Here is a 24,497-nt window from a genome sequence, read left to right as displayed (position 1 = left end):
TTTTTAGATCTAGGGATAAAATCGTCCCTGTACGGTCTATTGAACCGACATTCCGCACCCTGTTATAGGTATTAATTATCGTTTTTTAGCGACACGTTCAATGCAAACGCACTGGGCGCTACAAAAGCCTTGCCTGTTCGGTCTACAATATCAAGTTGATTGACGATGTCTGGCATCGATTTATCATTATAGAGAGCCATCCCGACAAGCAACCAAACCATCGATTCAAGGGTTAATTTACGTTTACGTAAGGTGACAGTATCAGTTAGTGAATAGGCTTCATTAATGAGTTCAATAGGCAATAAAGCTGATAGCGTTTCGACCTGGTTAGGCTTCCATTGACTGATGACATCAAGGGTTTGATAGCACTAATCCAAGTATCGAGTTGTGCCATGTTGATTACTATGAGCGAAAAAGAACTGCATTGTTTAGGTGTTATTAAAGATATTTGTCATAAACGAATCACTCAAGTAGCAGCTGCTACACTGTTAAATTTAACCCGTAGACATATTCAGCGATTTGTTAATGTATACCGTCTTCATGGTGACCTTGGGCTCGTATCTAAGCGCCGAAACACGCTTAATTTTCAAGAATCTCATGTTCGGAACTCGTGACACTTTTTCCGATTTTTTTTGCAAAAAAACCAGTTCGCTAAGGGGGCTAAAAAAATTGTAGTTTGTAATTATTCAGCTGGTCATGAAATGTTCGAAAAAAACGTTCGTTTAAGTCGAACGAATTATTCACGGATAAATTAAATATTCAACTCGATTTTCAATGAGTGGAATAATAAAAATTTATGATACATAACCAAACAAACCATTAAAGTATTGTTATAGTGAGCGTATTAACAGGTCTAAATTAAGGATATTCAATGAAGGATTTCATGAGCGTTGAGCTAACGGTCGCTCCGGCTGATAGTTTTTGGGGCAAGGATGTATTAGTGAGTTTTAATGCTGGAGTAGCATCTATTCACCTGGGTGATAATAGTGCCAATCTTGGTGCAGAGAGTGCATTACAAGTACAACGTGCGGCACGTAAATTATCCAATCAAGGCATAGCTAAAGTAACCTTAAAAGGCGAGTTATGGAATACTGAATTACGCATTGCGTTTGATCAAGGTTATTATACCGCGAAAGAAGATCAACAAGCTTGTTTTGGTTTAGATCAAGTGAGCAGTATTGAAAAAAAGGCGTTCATTGATTTTCAACAAGCCAGCCATTGGGTGCGTAAAACCATTAATACCGATGCCGAAGAAATGTATCCGCTAAAATTAGCGCAAAGTGCCGCAGACTTATTATTACAATTGGCACCAGAATCGATTACTTACAAAATTATTGCTGGCGATGATTTGTTAACCCATGGTTTTACTGGGATCCATACTGTTGGTCGTGGCAGTCAACACCCACCGGCAATGCTGCAATTGGATTTCAATCCAACGGGTGACGCTGATGCACCTGTAGCGACGGCATTAGTGGGAAAGGGCATTACCTTTGACTCGGGCGGTTACAGTATCAAGCCATCAGAGCCGATGACAGCCATGAAGAGTGATATGGGCGGCGCGGCGACATTGACTGGCGCATTAGCATTAGCAATCCGCCAAGGTTTAAATCAACGCGTGCAGTTATTCTTATGCTGTGCAGAAAACATGATCAGCAGTAATGCATTTAAACTTGGAGATATCATCAAGTACAAAAACGATATTACAGTAGAAGTACTTAATACCGATGCTGAAGGTCGGTTAGTATTAGCTGACGGTTTACTTGCAGCAGAAGAAAACTCGCCACAACGTTTGATTGATGCTGCGACATTGACTGGTGCTGCTAAGGTGGCGTTAGGTCGTGATTATAATGCGGTATTTGGTTTTGATCAGGACTTTGTTAATTCTCTCTTGGCGCATGCGAAAGCAGAAAATGAGTTTGCTTGGCAGCTACCTCTCGAAAAATGGCATCAACAACAGTTACCGTCAAGCTTTGCTGATATGGCTAACATCCATGCCGGTGAAGGACGTGCGGGAGCATCTACTGCTGCTGCATTCTTATCGCGTTTTGTGCGTGAAGATGGGCAAGGTTGGTTACATTTAGATTTAGCCGGTTCGTATCAAAAAGTGGCCAATGATTTATGGGCGACAGGCGCGAAAGGGCACGGTATTCGAACCTTAGCTAAAACATTATTAGACGCTTAGGTTATTGGCTTTAATTTCTGTTGTTATAAATAAAAATCCCCACTGCCATCAATGATGACCAGTGGGGTTTTTTATGTTGCGATTAACCGTTATTGATTAATGACGACTTGTTTCGTAACGACCTAAGCAACCGCTTCAGTTTTTACTTTTTTCTTTTTTACTGGTTTCGCGGTGCCATTTGCACGTGCACGCCAATCACCGTTTAGTTGGTTAACTAACGACTTATCTGCAGCAAGTACTTCCGGATCAAAGTCATCAACGTTAATTGTACGTAAACGACCTTCTTCAGCCACTTTCAATAGTTCCGCTTCATCAGCTGTGATCTGCTTGTTAGCCAGAGCTTCGTCAGCAAATTTGTCTAGGTAGATAAATGGTAATCTAACACCATTCTCTTTACAAACACGGATGAAGATAGGTTCAGCAACAATAATGTCTCTCAAGGCTTTCTCTTGTAGACCAACAGGGTTACCTTCTTCTTCAGTTAGGTACATGTCTGTTGCTAGACGGCTACGCGCTGCAGAAGGAACTTGTAGTAAACCTGCAACAACATGGTCTAGCTTATCCGTCGGACGTGATAGACGCGTACCTACTGGCAATACCATTGCACGGAGTGCAATACCTACAGCACGAACAGGGAAGTTACGTAATAACTCATCAATTGCTTGCTCAGCTTTAAATAATGAATCTTGTAATGCCCAATGAACGAATGGTAAATCATCTTTTTGACGACCTTCATCTTCAAAACGTTTTAGCGTTGCAGATGATAGGTACAGTTGACTTAAGATATCACCTAAACGTGCAGAAACACGTTCTTTACGTTTAAGCTCACCACCAAGTACACCCATCGATACATCAGATAGGAAGGCTAAGTTGGCACTTAAACGGTTCATCTGTTGGTAGTATTGTGTAGTTTCATCTTTAAATGGTGCTGCAGAACCTTTACCGTTAGTAATACCCATTACAAATGAACGGAAGAAGTTAGACATTGCAAAACCAACGTGACCGAATAATGCGGCATCAAAGTCTTGTAGGCCTTTGTTTTGATCTTCAAGTGCTGCTGCATTTAATTCAGCTAATACGAACGGATGACAGCGGATTGCACCTTGACCATAAATGATCAGGTTACGGGTAAGAATGTTTGCACCTTCTACCGTAATTGCAATTGGCGCCGCTTGGTAACTACGACCTGCCATGTTATTTGGACCAAGGCAGATACCTTTACCACCAGAGATATCCATTGCATCGATTGCACATTTCTGTGCGCGGTCGGTTAAATGCATTTTCACAATCGCAGTGATCACAGATGGTTTTTCACCTAAATCAATCGCACTTGTTGTTAACGTAGATGCCGCACCCATGAGGTAAGCATTACCACCAATACGTGCTAGTGGCTCTTCGATACCTTCCATTTTACCAATCGAAATTTTAAATTGACGACGAATAGCAGTATAAGAACCTAGGCCTATTGCGGCCATCTTAACGGCACCTGCAGAGCAAGACGGTAGCGTAATACCGCGGCCCACAGATAGACATTCAACCAGCATACGCCAGCCTTGACCAGCCATTTCTGGACCACCGATGATGTAATCTAATGGTACGAATACTTCGTTACCTTTAGTTGGACCATTTTGGAATGGTAAATTAAGTGGGAAATGACGACGACCGGTTTCAACACCTGGGATATCAGTAGGGATAAGCGCACAAGTAATACCGATATCTTCTTTATCACCAAGTAAACCATCTGGGTCGCGCAGTTTAATCGCCAAACCAAGTACAGTCGCAATTGGTGCGAGTGTAATGTAGCGTTTGTTCCAAGTCAGTTTCATACCGAGAATTTCTTTACCTTCGAATTCGCCTTTACATATGATACCGAAATCAGGAATAGCACCAGCATCAGAACCAGCTTCAGGGCTGGTTAGTGCGAAACATGGAATTTCTTCACCAGTAGCAAGACGAGGCAGGTAGTAATCTTGTTGCGCTTTAGTACCGTAGTGTTGTAGTAGTTCACCAGGTCCTAATGAGTTAGGTACACCAACTGTGCTCGCCATTACTGCGCTTGAGCCAGTTAATTTTTGTAGTACCATTGATTGTGCTAATGCTGAAAATTCGAGACCACCGTATTTTTTCTTGATGATCATGGCGAAGAAACCTTTAGTTTTAAGGAATGCCCACAGCTCTGGAGGTAAATCAGCACGATTATGAGTGATATCAAACTCATCAGCCATACGACATGCTTCTTCAACTGGACCGTCAAGAAAAGCACGTTCTTCAGCGGTTAATGTCGGTACTGGAACATTATGAAGTTTTTCCCAATCTGGTTTGCCGCTGAATAAATCTGCGTCCCACCAAGTGGTACCAGCTTCTAATGCTTCAGTTTCTGTTTGAGACATTTCCGGCATTATTTTACGGAAGCCTTTTAAAATAGGCGTTGTTAAATAGCGTTGACGAATACTGGTAATATTTAATGGTATCGAAATTACAGCTGTTATTATCCAGATAGCTAATGGCACATCACCGAAATATGAAACGGCTGAAAGTGCAATAAAAAACGCACCGGTAAAAGCAGCTAATGATGCTCTTTGGTAAGATAATGTACCAAATATTGCCACTAAGGCTAATAGTGAAATTGTGGTTGCCATGATATTCTCCTTTCATTAAGCAACTAAATAGCAAAGTCAGAGGTCAGACCAGAAGACTGGTTTGAGTATTAGTTCTAGTTGATAATTATTAAATTAGCAAGTTTTTCACATGCAATTTACATACTATTTATAGAACCTGTAACTAAACGCTTGTTTTTGACTCATTGGGGTTACAAGTGTGCACTGATAGTAGCGTTATTGAATTGATAATTTAATTGCCTATTTACTTTTATTTTAAGTCAGTTTGGTCAAGAAATTGGACCTTTTATTACTCACAAGTAGGTATTAAGTGGGTGTTAACTAAGCACTTTTTATGCCTGTCGCTTATTTTTGGTGATGGTGAACCTTTTATTTATGTGGGTGATACAGGTACATTATTTTGTGAAACAATAGTATTATCATAGAAATATATTTTAGGCATAGAGGCGAGATTAAATGACAAATTATCAAGGCTTAATTCAGCAAGAATTAGTCGAGGCAGCAAAAGTTTTAAATGATTTTTTAGCCGACCCGAAACAGGCAGAAAATATCGAAGCCGCAGCAGCATTATTAGCCTATTCATTTAAAGCCGGTGGTAAAGTATTATCTTGTGGTAATGGAGGTTCACATTGTGATGCGATGCATTTTGCTGAGGAGTTATCAGGCCGTTATCGTGAAAATCGTCCAGCAATGCCAGGTATTGCCATTTCTGATGTGAGCCATATGTCTTGTGTTAGCAACGATTTTGGCTATGAATATGTATTTTCACGTTATGTTGAAGGCATTGGCCAGAAAGGTGATGTGCTATTAGGCATAAGCACCAGTGGTAATTCGCAAAATGTATTAAATGCATTTGCAGCTGCGAAAGCAAAAGGCATGAAAACAATTGCCTTAACCGGTAAAGACGGCGGTAAAATGGCGGGTATCGCTGATATCGAAATTCGCGTGCCACACTTTGGTTATGCTGACCGTATTCAAGAAATCCACATTAAAGTGATCCACTTATTGATCCAGTTAGTTGAAAAAATGATGGGTTATGCCGATTAAGCTAACGTATTTGGTTATATGACTTTCGTTATATGACAGTAGCCAATAATACGGTTTATTGTGGTATTTGCCATAGACAGCGGCTTGGCATTAAGTAGAATGAAAGAGTGTGAAATTAATTTAACCCGGAGTGGTTAATGTCGTCAGCCATAAAAGTGAAGTTATCAGTATATGTGTGAATTATTAGGTATGAGCGCAAATGTACCTACCGACATTTGTTTTAGTTTTTCTGGGCTGATGCAGCGCGGTGGTAAGACTGGACCGCATTCTGATGGTTGGGGAATTACGTTTTATGAAGGCAAAGGTTGCCGTACTTTTCGTGATCCCAAGCCAAGCTTTGAATCGAAAGTCGCGCAATTAGTCAAAAATTACCCGATTAAAAGCCAAGCGGTTATTTCACATATTCGCCAAGCTAATCGTGGTGGTGTGGCATTAGAAAATACCCATCCTTTTACCCGTGAGTTTTGGGGTAAAAACTGGACCTATGCGCATAATGGCCAACTAACCGATTATCAAGGTTTAGCGACGGGTTTTTATACGCCAATTGGTGAGACTGACAGTGAGCTTGCATTCTGTTGGATCTTACAAGAAGTAAGTAAACAGTTTCCAGTTAAGCCTAATGATATGAAACCTGTGTTTCGCTTTATTGCTAGCTTATGTGATCAGTTAAGGGCATTAGGTGTATTTAATTTGTTATTAACCGATGGCGACTTTGTATTTGCTTACTGTACTAATAATTTACATCATATTATACGCGAAGCACCGTTTGGTCATGCCCAGTTAATTGATGAAAATATTGAAATTAATTTTGCGAATGAAACGTCAGACTCTGATGTTGTCGCTATAATCGCGACACAGCCGCTGACGGATAATGAAGTGTGGCACAAAATGCAGCCGGGTGAGTATTGTGTGTTCTGTCGCGGCACGATCATGCTAACGAATAAGTAGCGCTTAATGTTATTAGCGCGATAAAAATTACAGTCACAAAAAAGCCTTTATGCAGTAATGCGATAAAGGCTTTATCATCTAGGCTTAACGAATTAGCTTAGTCAGCAGCGTAACCGCTTTGTGCTAATGCTTTACCATCAAGTACGGCTTTACCGTCGGTCATCGCTAACCGTTCAGCACAGAACCATTGCACAACCATAGGATAGATCATATGTTCTTGAGTTTGCACCCGTGAACTTAAATCATCTACAGTATCGTCAGCAAATACAGGTACTTTTGCTTGCAAGATAACAGGACCTGAGTCTAATTGTGGCGTAACAAAGTGCACCGAAGCACCGTGTTCTTCATCGCCATTATCAATTGCACGTTGATGGGTATCTAAACCTGGATATTTAGGTAATAGAGAAGGATGTATATTAAGCATCTTGCCAGCATAATGCTGTACAAAGTTATCACTCAGAATACGCATATAGCCTGCTAACACAATCAGATCGGGTTGATACTGATCTATTTGTGTCATGAGCTCTGCATCAAATGCAGCACGGTCAGCGAAATCACCTTGCGCCAGTGATATTGCGTCCACACCTGCTTGTTGTGCGCGCTCTAAGCCATATGCAGTACTTTTGTTACTAAAAACAGCAGTTACTTTACCGTAAATAGAACCTTGTTCGCACTGGTCTAGAATGGTTTGTAAATTACTCCCATTACCAGACACTAATACTACGATAGATGCTTGTTTAGACATTATTTTATCTCTACTTGTTCTTCATTTTCTGCAGCGTCTGCAATTTCACCGATTAGCCACGCATTTTCGCCGTGTGCAGTGAAGATTTCCAGTGCTTTTTCAACTTGTGATTCAGGTAGCGCAATAACCATACCTACACCACAGTTAAACGTACGATACATCTCGGTACGTTCAACGTTACCTTTTTCTTGTAACCAGTTGAAAATTTCAGGCCACTGCCAGCTATTTTCATCAATGACCGCTTTTGTTAGTGCTGGTAGTACACGTGGGATATTTTCCCAGAAGCCACCACCAGTAATGTGTGATAAAGCGTGAACTTCACACTCTTTCAACACAGCTAGCACAGACTTAACATAGATTTTAGTTGGCGTTAGCAGCGTATCACCTAGCGTTGAATCACCAAATGCTTGACTTGGATCTGCTTTTGAAACTTCAAGGATCTTACGCACTAAAGAATAGCCGTTTGAGTGAGGGCCACTCGATCCTAAAGCGATAAGTTTATCACCCGCAGCAACTTTAGTGCCGTCAATGATATTTGCTTTCTCAACAATACCCACACAGAAACCAGCAATGTCAAAATCTTTACCGTGGTACATACCTGGCATTTCAGCTGTTTCACCACCGGTTAATGCACAGCCAGATAATAGACAACCTTCACCGATACCGGTAATCACTGCGGTCGCTACATCGACATCCAGTTTCCCTGTTGCGTAGTAATCTAAGAAGAAGAGTGGTTCAGCACCTTGTACAATAAGGTCATTTACACACATTGCGACTAGATCGATACCCACTGTATCGTATTTAGCTAAATCGATAGCGAGGCGTAGTTTTGTTCCTACACCGTCTGTTCCTGCAACCAACACTGGTTCTTTATAACCAGTAGGCAATTGGCAAAGTGCGCCGAAGCCACCTAGACCACCCATAACTTCAGGTCGTTTAGTCTTTTTTGCTACACCTTTAATGCGTTCTACTAATGCATTACCTGCGTCTATATCAACGCCTGCATCTTTATAACTTAGAGAAGTATTTTGGTTGCTCACTGGATCCCTCACAAACTAATCGTATCAATTGGATTAAAAAATCGCCGCTATGTTAACAATTTTAACCACAGAATAGAAACAAAATTATACATTGTTTGACCTACCAATTGATTTTATTCTTAACTCTGGCATTTCCTTGGAATAAGCTATCATTGTAGAGGCATTATTGGTAATATTACGCGTTTTTATATCGTACTTACTTTGATTTTATTAGGAGATGCCATGAAAGTTGTTGAGGTTAAACACCCGTTAGTACGTCATAAATTGGGCTTAATGCGTGCGGGTGATATCAGCACGAAACGTTTTCGTGAATTAGCAACAGAAGTGGCTAGTCTACTTACTTATGAAGCAACGGCTGATTTAGAGCTAGAGCAGAAGACCATTGAAGGTTGGAATGGCGATGTTACTGTTGATCAAATCAAAGGGAAAAAGGTAACCGTAGTACCAATTTTACGTGCTGGTTTAGGCATGATGGACGGCGTACTAGAGCATATGCCAAGTGCACGTGTGAGTGTTGTTGGCATATATCGTGATGAAGAAACATTAAAAGCTGTTACTTACTTTGAAAAAATCGTACACAGTATTGATGAGCGTTTAGCGATTGTTGTTGACCCTATGTTAGCAACTGGTGGGTCGATGATCGCAACATTAGATCTGCTAAAAGCAAAAGGTTGTAAGCGTATCAAAGTACTTATTCTTGTTGCTGCGCCAGAAGGTCTGAAAGCATTAGAAGAGGCTCATCCTGATATCGAACTTTACACTGCATCTATTGATGAGCGTTTAGACGAAAAAGGTTACATCATTCCAGGTCTTGGGGATGCTGGTGATAAGATTTTTGGTACCAAATAGTATTCTAGAACTACAGACATCAGCTGCGACTATTGATGTCTGTTTCTTTGTTCTTTCTTTCATTCTTTTACTCAAGTTGATTTCCGATTAAATATCCGCCCCACAGCAACAACATATTTAACACATATATCTCTTCAATATCGATATCAAAATATCGGTCATTTTCAGTTTGTTTATTATCCATCGTTATTATTCCTTCATTTTAATCTAACTACTTGATACTTTAGTATGGTCACTCTTTCTCTATCTCGCTAATTAGTGAATGCGATGGAATATGTTTGGACATAGCGAATGGTTTGGTTATTATTATCTCATCATCAATTTGAGTCATCACGTTACTCTTAAAAGGATCGTATGAAGCGTTTATTTCCTATTTTATTATCATTGTTATCTCTTCTCCCTCTAGTCTCGCGTGCAGTTGAGGTTGAGCAGCTGTATTCTGCATCTGTTATGGCAGTGAATAATCAGTCTAACCGCACGTTACAAAAAGTCGCCTTTGCGGAAGTGCTGGTTAAAGTTTCGGGCAATGCCTCCATAACTGCAGATCCGGTAATCAAAAAAGCGTTAATCAATGCACGTCAATATTTAGTGAAACAAGCTGAAGAACGTGTTGATGGCGAACGTTATTTACAAACCACTTTTAATGATCAAAAAATAAACCGCTTATTACGCAGCAGTAAATTGGGTGTGTGGAGCTCGAATCGTCCACAGTTAATTGTGTGGTTAGTCGTTGATGAAGATTTTAGCCGCAGTGTCAGAGGTGAAAGTGACAGTGACTATGCAGAGTTCATTGAGGCGATTAAAGCGCAAGCAAATAAACGTGCGATCCCAGTATTATTTCCAGTCATGGATCTCGATGATCAATTGCAAGTAAATAGCCGCGATTTATGGGGTAAATTTACCGATCCGGTAGAACTTGCTTCAATCCGTTATGCCGCTGATAATTATATTATTGCTAAAATAATTAAACAAAATGATGATTATAAACTAGATTGGACTATGTACGGTCGCAGCAATCGCAAGCAAGCGTATGAAGTTTGGTTGCATGGCCAAGATCAAGGTGCGCTTACTGTAATAGGTACTGAACTAACCAATAATCTTGCTAACTATCTTGCTAAACGTTATAGCGTAAAAGCATCCGGAAACAATGAAGTGGTATTTTTTAATATTGATACAGTATCTGGCATTACTGATTATGCTAAGTTACTTGAGATGTTTTCTGAGTTATCAGCCATTGCTCAAGTTGATCTTGAAGCTGTGTCAGGATCAAGTATTCAATTAAAATTGGTGTTACTCGGTACCCAGCAAGATCTATTAATGGAACTGTCGTTAGATCAACGGATCAAAAGTAGTGAAAATGCCTTTGGTGACATGAATTTCCAGTGGAACGCGATAAATTAAGCAATTTTATAATGAGTTTTTTTACTAGTCGTTTTCTATCGGCCATTGAGATGCTACAATGGTCACACTAATTTTATGATTGTATGAAAGGGTGATATTGAACACTCCAGCACAACTTTCTTTATCAGTACAATTACCCGATGGTGAAACTTTCGCGAGTTTTTACCCCGGTGCTAATGTCCAGCTACTGACAGCGCTAAAAAATGCCGCTGTTGGCGGCGGTGATCCATTTATTTATCTATTTGGTAACCGGAGTTCCGGTACTTCTCATTTACTTCATGCTACGTGTACAGAATGTTCCGATGCTGATCGCTCAGCGGCTTATTTACCGATGGAAATGTCTTCTATGATGACACCATCCGTACTTGATGGCATGGAACATCTTGATCTTGTATGTATCGATAATATTGAATTGATCGCGGGGAACCGTGAGTGGGAAGTGGCCTTATTCAACTTTTATAACCGTTGGCTCGATAGCCATGATCAACATACCCCAGGTTCACTGATCGTCACCGGTAATAGCGCGGCGCGACATTTAGGTATTCAGTTACCGGATCTGTTATCGCGATTAGATTGGGGGGTGAGTTACCAATTGCAGTTATTGGATGATGATGGCAAGTTAGCTGCACTGCAACTACGTGCTGAGTTTAGAGGATTGAAATTGCCAATGGATGTAGCTCGCTTTCTATTAAACCGTTCATCACGTGATATGAAAACGCTTATTGCCACATTAGACCGATTAGACCAAGCGTCAATTAGTGCGCAACGTCGACTGACTATCCCCTTTGTAAAAGAAACCCTTTCTTTATAATTAACAAAGCCAAAACGATTTATAACATCTTGAAAAAGTAAAAAGGAAATAGGTTCGATGACACTATTTCCTTTTTTTTATTTCAGTGTGGTGGTTAGTACTAACCTTTAAACATACCCAACATTAATCTTTGTATTGCGCTTTGTATGCTTCTTCTCGTTCTTTTTCTTCAGCCATTACTACTTTTAGCTTATCAAGACCAAGGCCTAATTCTTTGCCCTGCATCCGGGCATAAAGGCCATTACCAAACAACATACAGTTGGCTAAGGCAAACTCTAAAATCGCAAGATAACGTTCATCTGGATCGGTATACATGATGGTTAATGAATGCATGTAATAGATCATCACCACAAAGTTACTCCAAGCTGCCGTGTAAGGCTTGCCTTTGATCAATCCGTAGAAGGGGAATAATAATGGCAAGATCCAAATAAAGGCTTTGGCCAATGGATTTGACTCGTGTGATGCTTGGCGCTCTAACCATTTTTGTTTTTCCGCTTCAACTTGCAGCAATAATTCTGGATTCACTTCTGCCATTGCGGTTAATTCAGCTAATGCTTGTGATTGGGTATGGTCTTGTAGTTTTTCTGGTGTTAACCATAACTGCCATACGAACATGAGTATGATTAGGCCAAAGAAGCCAAACAGTCCCAGAAATCGGTACTGCGTAATACGTTTTTGTCTTTCTTGTGTTGTTTGCATTATTTGCTCGTTGTTAGAGAATGGCTAAAACATTTTCGGGTGGACGGCCAATCGTAGCTTTACCGTTTGCTAGCACAATTGGACGTTCGATTAATTTCGGTGTTGCGATCATGGCGGCAATGAGTTCGTCATTAGACAAACTTTCATCATCTAAACCAAGTGCTTTATATTCAGCTTCTTTAATACGCATTAATTGACGAGGAGCTAATGCGAGTAAGGTTAGAATTTCTTGCAGTTGTGCTGCGGATGGTGGCGTTTCGAGGTATTTTATGATGCTCGGCTGCACGCCTTGTGCTTCTAATAATGCAAGAGTTTGGCGGCTTTTAGAGCAACGCGGATTGTGATAAATAGTGACACTAGTCATGGCTTAGTTGATTCCTTAAAACAATCTTAAAATAAATTGGGATCCTTAAAATCTCCATTTTGCCTTGTTTCCTGTCCCTTGGCTAGTTTTGCAATGCCTGCATTTCTTGCTTTTCTAACTCAATTTGCTCCATATGCGCATCAATGCGTGCTATATCAGCCGAGTTTGTCGCGAGTGTGCGGGCAGATTGCAGCTCGTTTAGGGCTTTGGGATAGTTAGCACTGAGTTGCGCCATATTGGCACGTTGCGTATACATTATTACTTTATCATCGGTTTGATTAAGTAAGTCAATATAAATACTCAACGCTATCATATCGGTTTCATTACTGCGTAAATAATCCCGAATGAGTTTTTTCGCTTGGTTATATTTTTTTGCTTGCTGCAGCGCCACGGCTAAATTGATGGTGGTAACTGGGTTGTTGGTATATCTGTTATTGGCTTTCTGTAATCGTGCGATGGCTTCGTCATTATGTTTGAGGGCTAAATCGATATCGGTAAGGGTATCAAGATAAAATAGGTTGTTTGGCTGCGTGTTCGCCAATTCGACCACAATCTTCTTCGCTTGTTTATTTTTGTCTAATTGCAGTAACGCCAATGCTTGACCGTAGAGTGCCGCATCTTTTAGCTTGAACGTTGTGGTTTTAAGCTGATGCTGAAAAAAATGCAGTGCTTCTTCTGGTTTTAATACGCCATAACGGACTTGAATACGGGCCTTGGCTAATTGATAGTTGAGACTTGGCGGGTAGTATCGATTTGGGTACAGCGCAGCCCTATCTCGTGCTTCGGTGATCCGCGTTGTTGGTAATGGGTGAGTAATCAACATTTGTGGCGGTGTTGAACTAAAACGATATTGCTCGGATAACTTACCAAAGAATGTCGACATTGCAGTTGGATCGTAACCCGCCTTCACCATGACCTGAATACCAATACGGTCGGCTTCAAATTCATTGGCGCGAGTATAGTTAATCGCAGACTGAGCATTAATGGCGACAGTGGTTTGTAACATGGCAATACCTGCTACCGGATTGGCAATACCTAATAATACCGCCCCGACTAAACCTGCCACTGTAAGTTGGCTATTGCCTGCTTGTGCTTCTAAGCTACGGGCAAGGTGGCGTTGGGTAATGTGTGAGATCTCATGGGCAATAACCGATGCAAATTCAGCTTCGCTTTCGGCATATAAGAATAAGCCAGTATGCACTTTTACATAACCACCAAGAAAAGCCGCGGCATTGATTTCATCATTTTTAATAAGGAAAAAATGAAATGGGAAGCGTACTGAATCGGCTTGGTTAATGAGTTTAGCGCCCAATTCAGCAATGTATTCTTGTAACACCGGGTCGCTGACCATCGGGAAAGAGCCTCGCGCAACTTTAATAAAAGCCGCGCCGTATTGGCGTTCTTGGTCGATCGATAAGGCCGTAATACCAGCGGTACCGATTTCGGGTAGTTTATTGTTAGCCTGTACTGAGCTAACGAGACCTAACGCGCCGACAAATAATGCTGTACTGGTCAAACGTAATATTTTTTTGAGATACATTTTTTTAAAATACAAGTGGCGACCTATGCGATGAAAACTAAGTAAATACTAGTTACCATAGTAGAACATATTATTAACTGATAACAATGACAAATAGTCAGATTGCCTATATTGGTTATAGTTCCGAGGGATGTTTAGTCAATTTTTGTTGACGAAAGATAAGATATTTATGCTTTTATGGAAAAAAAGCTGTTAATCCTGCTAAAATCGGTAAATATTTATTTCAAATTTAAAATGAGAGTGAATTAAGATGGGCAGAGCGTTCCAAAACCGTAAATTATCGATGGCTAAAACAGCTGGCATGAAAACTAAGATCTACTCTAAATATGGTAAAGAGATCTATGTCTGTGCAAAAACGGGTGGAGGCGACCCTGACCATAACTTAAGTCTTCGCCGTATCATTGAAAAAGCGAAAAAAGATCAAGTGCCTAGTCACGTTATCGAGCGTGCAATTGAAAAAGCATCAGGCGCTGGTGGTGAAGATTATGAACGCGCAAGTTATGAAGGTTTTGGTCCTGGTAACTGCATGGTTATCGTGGAATGTCTAACGGACAACTGTAAACGTACTTTCACTGAAGTTCGTCAAGCATTCGTTAAGAATGGCGCGAAGCTTGGTGCTCAAGGTTCGGTATCACACATGTTTGATCATCAAGCGGTATTTGAATTTAAATTTGATGACGAAGATGCGGTATTAGAAACATTAATGGAAGCAGAAGTTGATGTTGCTGATGTTGAGAACGAAGACGGTACTATTACTGTTTATGTTCCACACACTGAATTCTACAAAACTAAAGTCGCATTATCAGACGCATTTGCTGGTATCGAATTTGATGCAGAAGACATCACATTCTTAGCTCAAGTTGAAACGGAAGTTACCGGTGATGACGTTGAAATGTTAGAACGTTTCCTTGACGCACTCAATGATTGTGATGATGTACAAGATGTATATCACAATGCGATTATTGACTAATTACAGTCAAATATAAAAGGCCGATTACCTCTTCTTTATCAGATGGGGTAATCGGCCTTCTTTGATCTGGTTAACTGTCACCGTATTATAAGACGAGACAAGCTAAGCAAACTACATTTTTTTGCAGTATGCAGAAATGATCACCATTGCAGTACCGTTGGCTCGGCCTTGAATGTGCAATGGATTATCGGTTAAACCGATATTACGCACTGCGGTACCGCGTTTAATCACTAAGCTTGATCCTTTAACTGGTAAGTCTTTGATGATGTTTACGTTGTCGCCAGCTTTTAAAATTGTACCGTTCACGTCACGTGCCGGTGTGTCAGTCATCGCCGCAATTAATACGCCTTTTTCAGCCCATGCTTTAACATCTTCTTCCATATACATCATATCAAGTAGGTCACGTGACCAATCTGCATTTAGGCAGTGTAACATGCGATAAGCAAGTACTTGTACGGCTGGTACTTGGCTCCACATGCTGTCATTTAGGCAGCGCCAGTGGTTTTCATCAAGAGTATCTGAGTCGTTGATTTGATCAAGGCAAGTACCACAAACCATTACTGCACAGTCAGAGCTTTTTTCTGGTGATTCCGGTAGCTCATAAGCGGTTAGGTTAGATTCTGCTGTGCACATTTCACATTTAGAACCACTGCGTTGTAATAGCGTTGTTTCGATAGTCATTGAATTAATCCTCTAAATTTTGTGGGGCTATTATGCCACAGCGGAAGTATTTTGGGTATCTCACAATAGCTTCTAACGGTCGATGTCGCTACACTGGTTTTTTATCAAGTCGGAGTTCACATGGAAGCAAGCGTATTATTTGATGAGTTAGCCACGAATGATGGCCATGTCATTGGTATTATCACCCTTAATAAAGCACGACAGTTGCATGCTCTGAGCGCCGATATGTTCCCCTTGTTACATCGGCAGTTACTGGCTTGGCAGGATGATAAGCGAATTGTCAGTGTGTTGCTGACCAGTACTGGCGAGAAAGCCTTTTGTGCCGGTGGCGATGTGAAATCATTACAACAAGTGTTAGTGGCCACTAAGGGGCATGAGGCTAAGCAGCAGGTCGTGAGTGAATATTTTGTTGCTGAGTATCAAGTTGACTATCTACTGCACAACTTTGGTAAACCACTGATTGTTTGGGGTGATGGCATTATCATGGGTGGCGGGTTAGGGCTGTTCATGGGGGCAAGTCATCGCGTTGTTACTGAAACCGCAAGAATAGCGATGCCGGAGATCACCATAGGTTTATTCCCTGACGTTGGCGCTACATGGTTTTTAAATCGTTTACCACAGCCGGGTGTTGGACTGTTTCTGGGTCTCACTGGAGCAAGTATTAATGCCAACGATGCTAAATACCTTGGTTTAAGCGAGTATTTAATTCCCGCCGTTCAGCAAGAACGAGTACTTACTGATTTACGTGAACTTAATTGGCATTCAGACTCTGCGGAGCATTCGGCTCAAGTTGATTCGGTGCTAAATGCGCTTTATGATGACAGTTTGTTTTTAGCGGATAATCTCTCTATACACCAAGATTTATTTACCGCGTTAAGTTTAAAAACTAGCTTAACGGATGTGATCAGTTGTATAGAAACGCATAACTGTGATAATACTTGGCTACAGAAAAGTATTAATAAGTTACTGCTAGGTAGTCCGATATCTGCGCATATTTTATACCGACAGGTAAACCAATACACTCAATTGTCGTTAGCCGCCTGTTTTCAGTTGGAATTAGATTTAGCTGTTAATGTGTGTTTAAACGCGGATCTTATTGAAGGTGTAAGAGCCTTGCTAGTCGATAAAGACAATCAACCGAATTGGTTACATAAACGAATCGCCGATGTGCCCGTTGATTTTGTTGATGGCTTATTTGTCTCTCCTTGGGAAATAGAGTCGCACCCACTGCGTGCGCTTTAGTTGTTATTTTAATCTGTCGTATTATCTACCCTGCAATACTGAGAGTCTTAATTGGCACTCCACACTTGCTGATCGGTGCGGCTAAAGTTATAACCACCCAATTGCTCGCCTTTGGCTTGGATCTGCCTAGCTTTTGCGTTATCTTCTCCACGACCAGTTGTAGCAGTGGATCATCAGAACCTGCGATGAGTAAGCGGTCATTCAGTACGCCGTTATGACAAAATTCTAGTAGCCGCTTATGCATTGTTACCGGTGAGTGTTGATGATTGTTCCTGTTCTTGTGCTAGCGCTAGTGCTTCTGCGTCAGGACCTTTGACATCTAAAATCAGGTTCGCCATACCGTTATATACTTGAAAGCGATTGCCTTTGGCGCGAGCAATCATGGTAATACCCAGTTGCTTCGCTAAGTCGTAGCCCATTTGCGTGGCTCCCGAGCGAGATAGCAATACCGGAATACCCATTTGCGCTACTTTGATCACCATCTCAGACGTGAGGCGACCCGTGGTATAAAAGATCTTATCTTCACCTGTTTGACCTTTTAACCACATTTCTCCAGCCAAGGTATCAACTGCATTGTGACGGCCAACATCTTCGACAAACGATAAAATCGTGGTGTCTTTACACACTGCACAGCCATGCACTGCACCGGCCGCTTTATAAGTGGCGTTGTGATGAGTTAATGCTTCTAACAAAGCATACAGCTTTGACTGGCGCAGTTTAGGTTGTGGCAGTGTGATACCTTCTAATTTTTTCATTACGTTGCCAAACATGGTGCCTTGACCACAGCCTGAGGTAACGGTTTTTTTCGATAACTTATCTGCTAAACCATCGGTACTTTCACGGGTGATCACGGCGGCAGAATTGGTATCCCAATCAATAATCACAGATTCAATCGCGGCAATGTCTTCAATGAAACCTTGGTTTTTTAAATATCCAAGCACGAGGTCGGCAGGGCGGACACCGAGCGTCATCACGGTGACAATTTCTACCCAGTTTAAATAAATCGTTAACGGATGTTCACACGCGATTTCTTTGGTCATGGTATCACCATATTCATCCATGATGTTGACGGTCATGGTGTGCTCAACTGAAGAATTAGTTCTAATTATTTTTGGTAATTGCGGCATCCGAAAGTCCTGCTGGTTTATATATTTATCAAAAGATAAGCAAATTTCATTCCAACTTAGGTATAACACTTTTATTTGTCACTTATTTTGAACTTGGTCTAAATTTTGCTGAGTAGGGGGAGTTATAGAAGAAATTATACAAATACTAAATAATTATAAAAATAGAATAAAGGAGCATGTGTGCAACAAATTGATGAACATAAGCGTTTAGAAAAAGACGAGTCAAGTTGGCCAATCAGGTTCCGTCTTCGCTCTGAAGAAAAGCACTGTTCTGGTTACTGATATGTTGTGGTGTGTTCATTATCTTTAGTGGGTATCGAGGCATCGCTAGAAGGTATGCTGACGGGGGATGTGGATGAAACATGGGCAAAAAAAACACTAAAACTGAGCATTAAGTCTAGCGCTTAATGAGGTATTATCCTGCTAAACCAGCCTGCTGATTTAGGAGGAGAATACGTTAAGCGGTTCTTGGTTCAGATCACATATTTATTTCTGGTTTTAGAACTGAGTTTAATAAGGTTTTTGTGTATGGGTGACTCGGATTAGTAAATACGGACTTGGTTGGTCCGACTTCACAAATTCGACCGTTGTTCAGTATGGCAATTTGATCTGCAATCGACTCGACAATCGCCAAATCATGCGCGATAAAAATATAACTGGTATTGAATTTTAGTTGCAGCTCTTTGAGTAATGTCAATACGGTATCTTGCACGGTTACATCTAACGCTGAGGTTATCTCATCACAAAGCAATAACTCGGGCTCGGACGCAAAGGCTCTTGCTATTGCCACCCGTTGTTTTTCACCACCAGACAGCATGGTTGGGTAGCGATACAGATAGTCTGGATTGAGGTGAACTTGTATCAATAATTCTTTTGCTCTGGTATGGCACTGAGCACTATTCATATTAAAATAGAGTTGTAATGGTTTAGATAAAATCTGCAAAATCGTTTGCTTGGGGTTTAACGAAGCATCGGGATTTTGAAATATCATTTGGATCTGTTTTTTCTGTTCTTTGGTTCGTTTTTCCAGGATCTCTAATGGTTTGCCATTAAAGATTATTTCACCGCTGTTGGCTTTGTGTAATCCTGCAATGGTTTTAAGAATGGTGGATTTACCACTACCCGACTCACCAATTAAGGCCAGTGTTTCACCTTTCTTTAACGTTAAATTGATATTGTCGACGGTGGCTTCAGGCTCTGCTTTTCGGGTTATTGATTGCCATAACGTGTTACGGTGATAGGATATTTTTAGATTATTTAACGAGATGCTGGTTTCTTTTTCCACCTCATCTTGCGGCGTTACTGGCAGGGTGTTTTTTTGGTTTTTACCAATAACCGGTACTGCTTTTAGTAACGCTTGGGTGTAGCTATGTTCAGGTTCTAATAATACTTTTTTGATGTCACCGTGTTCGACTATCTCGCCTTTATACATCACACATACTTTATTACACAGTCGAGAAACCGCACCAAAGTCATGACTTACAAAAACCATCGCCACGTTATGTTTATGGATTAATGCTTTTAATAAATCCAGAATATGGACCTGAGTGGTCGCATCAAGGCCAGTGGTTGGCTCATCTAAAATGAGTAGCTCAGGTTTGACCGCTAACGCCATCGCAATTGCTACGCGTTGTTGTTGACCGCCTGACAGTTGGTGTGGATAACGTGAAAATATTTGTTCTGGATCTGGTAATTTAACATCGTTTAATAGCTCAATGACTCTCGATTTATAATTTGCTTTGTCAATATCACTATGAAATTGTAACACTTCTTGTATTTGCGGACCCACTTTCATGGTTGGCGTTAATGCTTGTCCTGCATTTTGAGGTATTAATGCGATTTGACTACCTCGGATTGCGGCTAACTCTTTGATGGGTAGCTGTACGATATCTTTATTATCAAAATGGATAGCGCCAGATTTAATAAAACAACCGTCGTTGGTGTATCCCATTAAAGCCAGGGCTAAGGTGCTTTTTCCTGAGCCGGATTCACCCACCAGACCGATAATATCTTTGGGTTTAACTTGGAGATTGACATCTTTGAGAATATGACAGAAATCCCCCGATTTATTGTTGAATCCCAAATTTAAATTTGAAACTTCGATTATATGGTTCATCTTTTTCTCCTTATACTGGCGAGCTGTTATCACGATTTAGACCAACCACTTTTGATAAGGCGTCTGAAATAATATTGATTGAAAATATAAGTGAGCTTAAAGCGATTAACGGTGCAAGGGTAGCCCAAGGTGCGACTGACATAAATCCTCGCGTATCTGCGATCATCAAGCCCCAATCTGGCGTCGGCGGGTTAATACCAAAGCCTAAGAAAGATAAAGAACTGAAAATGAGTAACATCCATGACCAGCGCATCGCGCCATCCACTAAGATAACATTCATGATATTAGGTAAGATTTCATAGCGAATGATAGAACTGGTGCGTTCTCCGCGTAAGCGTGCGGCTAAAATATAGTCATGAGTAATAACGTCAAGGGTGGCACCCCTAACAACTCTTATCACAGCAATACCGTAGAAAAAGCCTAAGGTTAAAATTAATGTCGCATCGCTCTGTCCAATCACACTGATGATCAGCAGTAAAAATAGGATCCAGGGAATGGATAATAACGCATCGATGAAACGCATCACGACTTCGTCAAAACGTCCGCCTACAAAGCCGGTAATAATGCCTAAGCAGCTGCCCCATAGTATGGCGATGAAACTCCCCGCAAAGGTAATCATTAGCGCCGCTCTGCCGCCCATAATGGTTCGGCTTAAGATATCTCGGCCTAATTGGTCGGTGCCGAACCAGTGTTCCAGGCTTGGACCCTTAAGAATATTAAAGCTGTCGGTTTGTCCATAATCATAGGGAATAATATAGGTAGCAAAACAAGCTAATATAATATGGGAAATGAATAAGATTAAACCAACTTTAGCGGATGGTGTGGCGCTAAGTTGTTTAAAAAAGTCCACGTACAATTTAATCTGACTCATTTTAATATCCTTGCAGTGTGCGAAGTTTAGGATTAAGAACACCGGTTAGCAGATCTGCACAAAGGTTAACCAAAATATAAATAACCGCTAAAGCGATGGCAATACCTTGCACGACCGGGAGGTCTCTATCGTAAATAGCTGCAATCATCAGACTGCCAATACCAGGGTAGTTGAATACTTGTTCAATGATAACAACACCACCAAGTAGCCAGGCAATAGTAAGCGCGATAATGTTAATAGCCGGAAGCAGGGCATTAGGAAGTGCATGATAAAAAACGATATGCCAATAAGGCATGCCTTTTAAGTGACACATTTTAATATAATCTGAATTCATTACGGTGATCATACATGCGCGCACCATGCGTAATATATGGGCAATCATGACCATCGACAGGGTAATGGCTGGTAGTACTAAGTTAGGCAGTAATTCAGAAAACGAAGCACTGTCTCCGATTAACGTCACGGCTGGAAACCAGGGCAGCCAGATACTAAATACTAACGTTAATAGGGTGGCGGTTACAAATTCAGGTACTGTCATAGTGAAAAGGGAAGCCATTGAGATAATATGGTCTGATTTTGTATTGACTCTAAGGCCGGCGATACAGCCAAGCAGAATGGCGATTGGGATCCCTATCGAGGCTGCTATGCCGCCAAGAATTAAGGTGTTTTCTAATCGAGGAATAAGTATGTCACTAACGGGTTTTTGACGTTTTAACGATGTGCCCAAATTGCCATTAACAATATTTTCGGACCAAAGTGCAAAACGTTCAATTAAAGGGGCGTTTAAATTATTGTCGATGCGACATTGTTCTAATCGAGTGCCGCTGGCATTTTGTCCTAAATAACTAGTACAAAAGTCACCGGGTAATGATTCAGTAACAAAAAAAACCAGAACACCCACAATCATAAGAGAAAACATTGCGGTGAAAAGGCGTTTATAAATCATGGTAAACATGAAAGTCCTCATTATATTAAAAGATATATACCCAAGCCACTTCATCACCCCGAAGATGCCTTATTTCGGCTGGCCCTGTGGGGGGGTAGTTGATATAGCATAGTGAAGTAGCTTGGGTATAAATACAGATATACGTAAGTTGAAATTTTCTAACGAATAAAAGCATAAAAGTAGAATTTAAACTCTACTTTTATGCCATTAAAATTAAACTGTATTTTTAAACATTAGTCTTTAGTAACAAGATCCCATCGAATTGAAAAATCGTCTACAGCAGGGATCGTTACATTTTTCATCGTTACTCGATGATTGCGTAAGTGGAATGGAATTAAGCTACCACCTTCTTCCCATAGCATTTTTTGAGCTTCGATATACAGCTTCTTACGGGAATTAAAGTCTAACGTTAGACGCGCTGTATCTAATAACTGATCAAACTCGGTGTTATTCCAAACCGATTCATTCCATGACGCGCCGCCACGATAGGCTTCATTAAGTATTTGATCGGTTGGTCGCTGGCCCCACACTGTCGTAAATGCAGATTTTTTCATCCAGACGTCATTCCAATAACTATCAGACGGGGTCATTTTTATATGCACACGAATGTTGGCTTTGGCGGCTTGGCGTTGGTAAATTTCAACTAAAGGTCGAAAGTAGGTATCGGTGTTACTGGTATAAAGATCGATATCGATACCATCAGGAAAACCTGCTTCGGCTAATAATTTTTTAGCGCCTTCGATATCTTGTTTACACTCTATCTCCATGCGATATTGATCGCCTTTCCATACTGGTGTGTCGCAGCTGATAGCTCCGCCATCACCACCCAGTATAAGTCTGGCCATTTCTTCGCGATCAGCAACTATGCGCATTGCTTTACGTACTTTTGGATCGGTAAATGGCGCTACGTCATTTTTAAATATAATGCCACGCCATTCACCGGTGGCAATAGAATCGACCTTAAACATGCTGTTAGATTGAAATAAAGGCAGCTGTTGCGATGTTACTCCAGACCAACCAATCCAGTCGATTTGTCGTGCTAGCAGGGCTTGTACTCTCGCTGAATCATCAGCAATCGCGATTAAATCAATACCGTCAAGTTTCGGCTTGCCTTCCCAGTATTCATTATAGGCAATAAGGCTGGTGGTGCCTTCAACATTAAGATTTTCAAGTTTAAATGGACCTGTGCCTATACCGACGAGAGATTTATCTTGATCAACGTTTGCGGGTAATATTTTTACGCGATAATCCATCAATAAAATTGGAAAATCGGAATGCGCTTTATTCAGCGTAAACAGAACTGTATAATCATCTATGGCTTTTGCTTCTTGGATTATTGACAGTACTGAGCGGACAGGAGCATCACGTTTAACATCAAGAATTCGATCTATTGTCGCTACCACATCGGCAGCAGTGAGTGCTTGACCGTTATGAAATTTTACATTTTTGCGTAGATCAAACGTCCATTCAGTGGCCGTTTCATTCGCTGTCCATTTGGTTGCAAGTTCTGGAGATGGTGCGCCTGTTTCATCTTGTCTTACTAGGCGGCTATATAACATTTGGGTAGGGTAATAAAAGCGTGTTGATGAAATTGGATCAAGTGATTCCTGTCCTCGCCATTCTAATTGATGCGGCGTTCTCAGTGTTTCTGCATAGGCTGCTGAGGAGAGCATACACGTGACGAATAAACTTCCATACACTAGTTTTTTCAAAAGCATTTAATTATTGTCCTTTTTATCATTTATTATTAAATAATTATCCATTTACTATCTTGAGCCTAAGACTCAGAATTTAATTATCCCTTTTTCATTCGTTGAATAATGAAACCTTATCGCCGCAATACGATAAGCACTATGTTTATCTGCGACGTCTTCATCGTCAATCGTCATCTTTGTGTGCTTATTGATGTCCTTGATTGCAAGTTTTTAAAAGCGACGACGAAAATCATTCATGCATTGACACGACTAAGAGAATTCATAACGTTGTATCATCCAATTGACTGCACGCGTGACGGTTACTGATCGAGCCATTGTCGTAATGACGCGTAAACTCTGCCTGCTTCATCCATGATGAATCGGGTAAGATTATGTACTGCGGGGATTAATGTGTTCGTTTGGTGAATGACACCTAAATCTTGCGACGAGAATACCATTTTTTGAGCTGTATCACAAACAGGGTATTTTCCGTATTTAGGGTTATGCTGTTATTTGCGTTGCGGAATGAACATGATTTATGTTGTTTAGTACAGCGTAACATGATGAAAATAAAAGGGCAGCGTGGAATTAATTAAGCTAGCCTTG

At 40.9% G+C, this 24,497-nt stretch carries 21 protein-coding genes and 2 pseudogenes; 9 read left to right on the top strand and 14 right to left on the bottom strand.

The window, feature by feature from the left end; all coding sequences use genetic code 11:
• Nucleotides 1-107: 107 nt before the first annotated feature.
• Nucleotides 108-347, bottom strand: a pseudogene (locus MORIYA_RS10405) (transposase domain-containing protein); the annotation flags it as partial.
• Between the two features lie 45 nt (nt 348-392).
• Here MORIYA_RS10405 and MORIYA_RS21900 point away from each other — a divergent pair.
• Together MORIYA_RS21900 and pepB are read left to right on the top strand one after the other, a co-directional pair.
• Nucleotides 393-575: pseudogene (locus MORIYA_RS21900) on the top strand (ISNCY family transposase); the annotation flags it as partial.
• A gap of 296 nt (nt 576-871) precedes the next feature.
• Nucleotides 872-2,182, top strand: coding sequence for an aminopeptidase PepB (pepB, locus tag MORIYA_RS10395; RefSeq protein WP_112714982.1), 1,311 nt, complete (start codon nt 872-874; stop codon nt 2,180-2,182).
• 122 nt (nt 2,183-2,304) lie between these two features.
• Here pepB and fadE read toward each other — a convergent pair whose 3' ends face one another.
• Nucleotides 2,305-4,821 (bottom strand): acyl-CoA dehydrogenase FadE, encoded by a 2,517-nt coding sequence (gene fadE, locus MORIYA_RS10390; RefSeq protein WP_112714980.1) that lies wholly within the window; start codon nt 4,819-4,821, stop codon nt 2,305-2,307.
• Between the two features lie 435 nt (nt 4,822-5,256).
• Between fadE and lpcA the strand changes: the two genes are divergently transcribed.
• Together lpcA and MORIYA_RS10380 are read left to right on the top strand one after the other, a co-directional pair.
• Nucleotides 5,257-5,847 (top strand): D-sedoheptulose 7-phosphate isomerase, encoded by a 591-nt coding sequence (gene lpcA / locus MORIYA_RS10385; RefSeq protein ID WP_112714978.1) that lies wholly within the window; start codon nt 5,257-5,259, stop codon nt 5,845-5,847.
• 171 nt (nt 5,848-6,018) lie between these two features.
• Entirely contained in the window at nt 6,019-6,795 is a 777-nt protein-coding gene (locus tag MORIYA_RS10380; protein ID WP_112714976.1) for a class II glutamine amidotransferase, read from the top strand.
• A gap of 97 nt (nt 6,796-6,892) precedes the next feature.
• On the opposite strand, the gene purN is transcribed toward MORIYA_RS10380, so the two are convergent.
• Together purN and purM are read right to left on the bottom strand one after the other, a co-directional pair.
• Nucleotides 6,893-7,540, bottom strand: a complete 648-nt coding sequence (purN, locus tag MORIYA_RS10375; RefSeq protein ID WP_112714974.1) for a phosphoribosylglycinamide formyltransferase — start codon at nt 7,538-7,540, stop codon at nt 6,893-6,895.
• The gene (purM, locus tag MORIYA_RS10370; RefSeq protein WP_112714972.1) at nt 7,540-8,580 is read right to left on the bottom strand and encodes a phosphoribosylformylglycinamidine cyclo-ligase; all 1,041 of its coding nucleotides are present in this window, start codon (nt 8,578-8,580) and stop codon (nt 7,540-7,542) included. Before purM ends, purN begins: the two co-directional genes overlap by 1 nt.
• A 222-nt stretch (nt 8,581-8,802) precedes the next feature.
• On the opposite strand from purM, the gene upp reads away from it, so the two are divergent.
• Entirely contained in the window at nt 8,803-9,429 is a 627-nt protein-coding gene (gene upp, locus MORIYA_RS10365; RefSeq protein ID WP_112714970.1) for a uracil phosphoribosyltransferase, read from the top strand.
• Nucleotides 9,430-9,496: 67 nt separating this feature from the next.
• Here upp and MORIYA_RS10360 read toward each other — a convergent pair whose 3' ends face one another.
• The gene (locus MORIYA_RS10360) at nt 9,497-9,613 is read right to left on the bottom strand and encodes a uracil phosphoribosyltransferase (RefSeq protein WP_112714968.1); all 117 of its coding nucleotides are present in this window, start codon (nt 9,611-9,613) and stop codon (nt 9,497-9,499) included.
• A gap of 170 nt (nt 9,614-9,783) precedes the next feature.
• Between MORIYA_RS10360 and MORIYA_RS10355 the strand changes: the two genes are divergently transcribed.
• Complete coding sequence (locus MORIYA_RS10355; RefSeq protein WP_112714966.1) at nt 9,784-10,830, top strand: DUF2066 domain-containing protein; 1,047 nt, start codon at nt 9,784-9,786, stop codon at nt 10,828-10,830.
• 97 nt (nt 10,831-10,927) lie between these two features.
• Nucleotides 10,928-11,641, top strand: coding sequence for a DnaA inactivator Hda (hda, locus tag MORIYA_RS10350; RefSeq protein ID WP_112714964.1), 714 nt, complete (start codon nt 10,928-10,930; stop codon nt 11,639-11,641).
• Nucleotides 11,642-11,764: 123 nt separating this feature from the next.
• Here hda and MORIYA_RS10345 read toward each other — a convergent pair whose 3' ends face one another.
• The 3 genes from MORIYA_RS10345 to bepA form a co-directional block, all read right to left on the bottom strand.
• Entirely contained in the window at nt 11,765-12,340 is a 576-nt protein-coding gene (locus tag MORIYA_RS10345) for a DUF2069 domain-containing protein (RefSeq protein ID WP_112714962.1), read from the bottom strand.
• A 13-nt stretch (nt 12,341-12,353) separates the two neighbouring features.
• Nucleotides 12,354-12,704: an arsenate reductase (glutaredoxin) gene (arsC, locus tag MORIYA_RS10340; RefSeq protein WP_112714960.1), complete on the bottom strand. Its 351-nt coding sequence runs from the start codon at nt 12,702-12,704 to the stop codon at nt 12,354-12,356.
• An 82-nt stretch (nt 12,705-12,786) separates the two neighbouring features.
• Nucleotides 12,787-14,259 (bottom strand): beta-barrel assembly-enhancing protease, encoded by a 1,473-nt coding sequence (gene bepA, locus MORIYA_RS10335; protein WP_232011596.1) that lies wholly within the window; start codon nt 14,257-14,259, stop codon nt 12,787-12,789.
• 235 nt (nt 14,260-14,494) lie between these two features.
• Here bepA and MORIYA_RS10330 point away from each other — a divergent pair, with 235 nt between their 5' ends.
• Nucleotides 14,495-15,214, top strand: a complete 720-nt coding sequence (locus tag MORIYA_RS10330; RefSeq protein WP_112714956.1) for a YebC/PmpR family DNA-binding transcriptional regulator — start codon at nt 14,495-14,497, stop codon at nt 15,212-15,214.
• 111 nt (nt 15,215-15,325) lie between these two features.
• Here MORIYA_RS10330 and MORIYA_RS10325 read toward each other — a convergent pair whose 3' ends face one another.
• Nucleotides 15,326-15,895 carry a PhnA domain-containing protein gene (locus MORIYA_RS10325; protein WP_112714954.1) on the bottom strand — a complete coding sequence of 190 codons (570 nt, stop codon included), beginning with the start codon at nt 15,893-15,895 and terminating at the stop codon, nt 15,326-15,328.
• A 120-nt stretch (nt 15,896-16,015) separates the two neighbouring features.
• On the opposite strand from MORIYA_RS10325, the gene MORIYA_RS10320 reads away from it, so the two are divergent.
• Nucleotides 16,016-17,137, top strand: coding sequence for an enoyl-CoA hydratase/isomerase family protein (locus tag MORIYA_RS10320; protein ID WP_112714952.1), 1,122 nt, complete (start codon nt 16,016-16,018; stop codon nt 17,135-17,137).
• A 236-nt stretch (nt 17,138-17,373) separates the two neighbouring features.
• Here MORIYA_RS10320 and MORIYA_RS10310 read toward each other — a convergent pair whose 3' ends face one another.
• The 5 genes from MORIYA_RS10310 to MORIYA_RS10285 form a co-directional block, all read right to left on the bottom strand.
• Nucleotides 17,374-18,264 carry a formate dehydrogenase accessory sulfurtransferase FdhD gene (locus MORIYA_RS10310; RefSeq protein ID WP_112714950.1) on the bottom strand — a complete coding sequence of 297 codons (891 nt, stop codon included), beginning with the start codon at nt 18,262-18,264 and terminating at the stop codon, nt 17,374-17,376.
• 478 nt (nt 18,265-18,742) lie between these two features.
• A complete protein-coding gene (locus MORIYA_RS10300) occupies nt 18,743-20,380 on the bottom strand; it encodes an ABC transporter ATP-binding protein (protein ID WP_112714948.1) in 1,638 nt (545 codons plus the stop codon).
• A 10-nt stretch (nt 20,381-20,390) separates the two neighbouring features.
• Nucleotides 20,391-21,251, bottom strand: coding sequence for an ABC transporter permease (locus MORIYA_RS10295; protein WP_112714946.1), 861 nt, complete (start codon nt 21,249-21,251; stop codon nt 20,391-20,393).
• A gap of 1 nt (nt 21,252) precedes the next feature.
• A complete protein-coding gene (locus tag MORIYA_RS10290) occupies nt 21,253-22,206 on the bottom strand; it encodes an ABC transporter permease (RefSeq protein WP_112714944.1) in 954 nt (317 codons plus the stop codon).
• 224 nt (nt 22,207-22,430) lie between these two features.
• Complete coding sequence (locus tag MORIYA_RS10285; protein WP_232011595.1) at nt 22,431-23,915, bottom strand: ABC transporter substrate-binding protein; 1,485 nt, start codon at nt 23,913-23,915, stop codon at nt 22,431-22,433.
• Nucleotides 23,916-24,497: the final 582 nt, after the last annotated feature.

It is taken from the genome of Moritella yayanosii (assembly GCF_900465055.1).
GTDB classification, from domain to species: Bacteria; Pseudomonadota; Gammaproteobacteria; order Enterobacterales; family Moritellaceae; genus Moritella; species Moritella yayanosii.
The sequence above is the reverse complement of the archived record's forward strand: the minus strand, read 5'-3'. Positions and strand labels throughout refer to the sequence as shown.